Source organism: Colwellia psychrerythraea (genome assembly GCF_000764225.1).
Taxonomy (GTDB): domain Bacteria; phylum Pseudomonadota; class Gammaproteobacteria; order Enterobacterales; family Alteromonadaceae; genus Colwellia; species Colwellia psychrerythraea_D.
This window is the reverse complement of sequence record NZ_JQED01000018.1, coordinates 1-3373: the sequence shown is the minus strand read 5'-3', so window position 1 is coordinate 3373 and position 3373 is coordinate 1. Positions and strand designations below refer to the sequence as shown.

At 35.5% G+C, this 3373-nt stretch carries 5 protein-coding genes and 1 pseudogene; all 6 read right to left on the bottom strand.

Annotated features, from left to right (window positions below):
• Positions 1-74: 74 nt before the first annotated feature.
• The 6 genes and pseudogenes from ND2E_RS11390 to ND2E_RS11405 all read right to left on the bottom strand — a co-directional run bounded on the left by ND2E_RS11390 (position 75) and on the right by ND2E_RS11405 (position 3215).
• Positions 75-278, bottom strand: a complete 204-nt coding sequence (locus ND2E_RS11390; RefSeq protein ID WP_033093787.1) for a hypothetical protein — start codon at positions 276-278, stop codon at positions 75-77.
• A 137-nt stretch (positions 279-415) separates the two neighbouring features.
• Positions 416-634, bottom strand: coding sequence for a hypothetical protein (locus tag ND2E_RS23315; RefSeq protein ID WP_223303602.1), 219 nt, complete (start codon positions 632-634; stop codon positions 416-418).
• Positions 635-1347: 713 nt separating this feature from the next.
• On the bottom strand, positions 1348-1647 hold the full coding sequence (locus tag ND2E_RS11395) for a hypothetical protein (protein WP_033093786.1): 300 nt from the start codon (positions 1645-1647) through the stop codon (positions 1348-1350).
• 126 nt (positions 1648-1773) lie between these two features.
• The gene (locus ND2E_RS11400) at positions 1774-2031 is read right to left on the bottom strand and encodes a hypothetical protein (RefSeq protein WP_033093785.1); all 258 of its coding nucleotides are present in this window, start codon (positions 2029-2031) and stop codon (positions 1774-1776) included.
• Between the two features lie 122 nt (positions 2032-2153).
• Positions 2154-2291: pseudogene (locus ND2E_RS23485) on the bottom strand (excalibur calcium-binding domain-containing protein); the annotation flags it as partial.
• 249 nt (positions 2292-2540) lie between these two features.
• Positions 2541-3215, bottom strand: a complete 675-nt coding sequence (locus ND2E_RS11405) for a glycine-rich domain-containing protein (RefSeq protein WP_033093784.1) — start codon at positions 3213-3215, stop codon at positions 2541-2543.
• Positions 3216-3373 lie beyond the last annotated feature (158 nt).

Genomic DNA, 3373 nt, shown 5'->3' with positions numbered 1-3373 from the left:
AGCCGATCACTCAATACCATTTTGACCGAAAAGTGATCGGCATCGATGGTATTGAGTGATCGCGATGGATGGTATTAGGTGATCGGCTTAGATGGTATTAGGTGATCGCGATGCATGAGAATATGCACTAATGCAGGAAAAATATCAAAGGTAGCCAGAAATAAACTGTAATTCACTTCGAAGTTATTTATTGTTGAGGTTGCAAAACCACTAGCAAATGCTGCAGACATTAATTCTGCAAAACTAGAGTTATTTTCCTTTATTTTTGTCTTTGGCATTAATACTTCCGTGTAAATTTAATAGAGTGATATTAACCATAATATGTTTTGCTGAGCGGCTCAAACGTTGGCTAACAAAGAGTAAAAGCTAAAGCAGCTCTTTTATTCTTTGTTGATTTCCCTATTTGGTATGCAGGCTATATAGAACCTGCCTTGCATCGTTTTTGACGAAAAATTTTCTTACCCATTGCCGCTATATTCAAATCTGTAGAGATTACCTTTGATACTTTAAGAGCACTCTCAGACTCTTGAATCCAAATAGAAATTTTATCACCTACAATTTTTCTATTTAGCATATAACTTTTTCCTGAATCCAATTTAACTTTAAAAAAGACAAACGCCTCTTTGTTATTCATAGGTGAAGTTGAAATATTGGCTTCAACCCTAATTCATGTTCTCCTTCTATGTATTGTTTAGGTTCAGCCCAGCGTGTAGGTCTTTTTAGGTAACACATTAAATAAATAAACTCTGTAGGCGTACCAACTTCTTGTTTGTAGTTTTCAAACCTAAAGTGTTTTTTTTTATTTCTTTCTCTAATGGTAAAATATTACAACTGGTTAAAAGCATGCTTACAAAACAAGTTAAAAAACATTTAAAATTGTTCACTAATTATTTCCTTATAATAGTTAATTTAGTCATACATCCACTGTAGATCTTACGGCCGAATAATAGGCTGATAATAGCTTGCAAAATTGTTAGGTGTTTTTTCTGCTATAGCTTCGGCTTAGTAAGCCCCACGTTAACTTACCTACAATAGCCGAAAATATATAGCTAAATGGTGCTATAACTAACTCTCCAGTTAATACAACCATCAAAATTACTATTTAAGCCGCTATTTTCCGGCAGTTGAACCAGAAGATTCATTGGCAGAAACAAAAGAAGAAATAAACAGTGTTAAGAGTAGAATTAGTTTTTCAAAACAAATCCTTTTACTCTAAAGTTTAATGAATTTGACATACTTAAAATACAGTTAACGTCCACGATAATAGGTAATTAATTGTTGGTTAAAATAAGCGTCGCAGGAATATAAACTACCTGTTATTTGTCCTAATTTATTTACTTGTTATCTTTATGGTTTCACCGATTCCTCAGTGACGACTAACCTGTGCTGCCCAGGAATTAAACTGCTAAGTACAAGAGCAGTAAAAACGACTAAAAGAAACAATAAAGGGCTATAGAGGATTGAGCTTTCCTTTATTGGATAAAAGAAAGCAGTTGCTGCTCCTGACATTCCTGCGATATAACCATGCCTAGTCGTGAATTCGTGTTTAGAGCCACAGTTCACACAACAATATTTAGTCCATTTAAAAGCAGTTAAAAACCAACTGAGCGATATTTTCTTGGAACAACTTTTACATTGAGGAAACATGACAAAGACTCCTTTCTTTATTTGTAAACTTAACGCCCGCGTGAATGGGCAAATATTGTTGGCTAAAATGTAGAGGGACGAAACACAGTCAACTGTATTTTGATTTTCCCCTTATTAAGCAGCTTGTTATGTGCACTTGGTGCTTTTTTCATTAGAGGGCATTGAACGATCGAGTGTACCAAATAAAATAGAAAATAGACCATTTAAAATATCGTCGTTATCTGCTTCGTGTTTCCGTCCTCGTAAGTTGTTTTCTACTTTCCGGTCATGCTCACTTTCAGCAGCCCCATAAACAAAATCACAAGTTGCATTCGCAGTTTGTCTAGAAGAGCAGCCAGATATAGTGATAAGTAGAACCAATATTGAGATTTGTAATATATTCACCACAACTCCTTGTGTCCAACGCCCACATTAAGGGGCAAAAATTGTTTGCTACAATGTATAGATAATTGGACTCCCCCAACTGTCAATTGTCCTGTTGAGCGCCTTGTCATAGGTTTTGGCGCCTATATTTTTTCATAACCTTCACATGGAATACCGTCATTATCACCATCCATTTTCGTATTTGGGCAATGTTTAATGAAGTATTTAGCTTCTTTGAAACTTTTCATTTGAGAGCAATGTTGCCTGCCGTCATATTTAAACTTTAATGGTTTTTGGTGGTTTATTCACCGCGTATTTTTTAGGGGAATGACTCTTACGTTCATTAGCAAAGCTACTTGAGGGAATGATCAAAAATGCCACTATTAAAATTGAGAATAAAACTTTCAAAATACACAATCCTTATGATACCAACTCCGCATTAAGCGGCGAGAAACAGTTTGCTAAAATGTGAAGCGAAGCGGAACCGGCCAACTGTTAGCAGTCCGACTTGAATGCCCTTGTTATATTGATTAATCACCTCCACCGCAACTACTACAACTTGAACAACCGGAGTCTGTGTTACCACTTTCGAAAACATCACTTAAAGATACACCAGAGCTAGTACCAGTTGAACAATTGATATGGTTTACACAAAAACCTGTGGCATAGGTTGATGAACTCTTAGAGTTACAGTTTTTTACATAGATAAAACCGTCTTCAATATTTAATTCATTATCTATAGCAAATAACATAGGGATTTTACTTGGGTTTTTAGGATCAATACCTTCGCGTACACATGCTAAGTTCCACGCGTTTTTTATGCTCTCTTGTGCTTGCGTTGCTGAAGCCATCGCTTCCGTGGGAGTATGATGTAAAAAATATCCTAACCCTGTGCTACAAAATTTTTGGTAATTCTTTGTAAATAAAATAAATTCATGCCACGCAAAGTCAACGACTTGAGACGGCATTGCAATGGAATGCTTTTTCCTATTGTTTGATATGTGGAAGAATACTTTTAATGTATCTAACACCTGTTTGATTTGTTTTTTATTTAAGCCAGGGTATTGTTCACCTAGCTTTCTCTGTATAGCCATAGGGAAACGATACGAGTTAATAAATTCAGTTCTTCGGTTAATTTTACCTTTGCGATACATATACACAAAGAAAATAGAAACTAATGCAATAAAGAAAATACCAATACCCATTCAGGAAAACTCCAATCCGTTGAAATCAATATAGACATAATGACTCCCCACGAGGTGCTAGCCTCCAAATTCGTGGGTTAGCAAAGCCAGAGCCATAATATATGTGTTAAACAATATAAATTGGAGGCTAGCATGTACAAACATAACATACTTTTCAT

What these genes read in the sequence shown, in the direction of transcription:
- ND2E_RS11405 (WP_033093784.1), bottom strand. Translation starts at nt 3,215, where the DNA reads ATGGGTATTGGTATTTTCTTTATTGCATTAGTTTCTATTTTCTTTGTG.
- ND2E_RS11390 (WP_033093787.1), bottom strand. Translation starts at nt 278, where the DNA reads ATGCCAAAGACAAAAATAAAGGAAAATAACTCTAGTTTTGCAGAATTA.
- ND2E_RS11395 (WP_033093786.1), bottom strand. Translation starts at nt 1,647, where the DNA reads ATGTTTCCTCAATGTAAAAGTTGTTCCAAGAAAATATCGCTCAGTTGG.
- ND2E_RS23315 (WP_223303602.1), bottom strand. Translation starts at nt 634, where the DNA reads ATGAATAACAAAGAGGCGTTTGTCTTTTTTAAAGTTAAATTGGATTCA.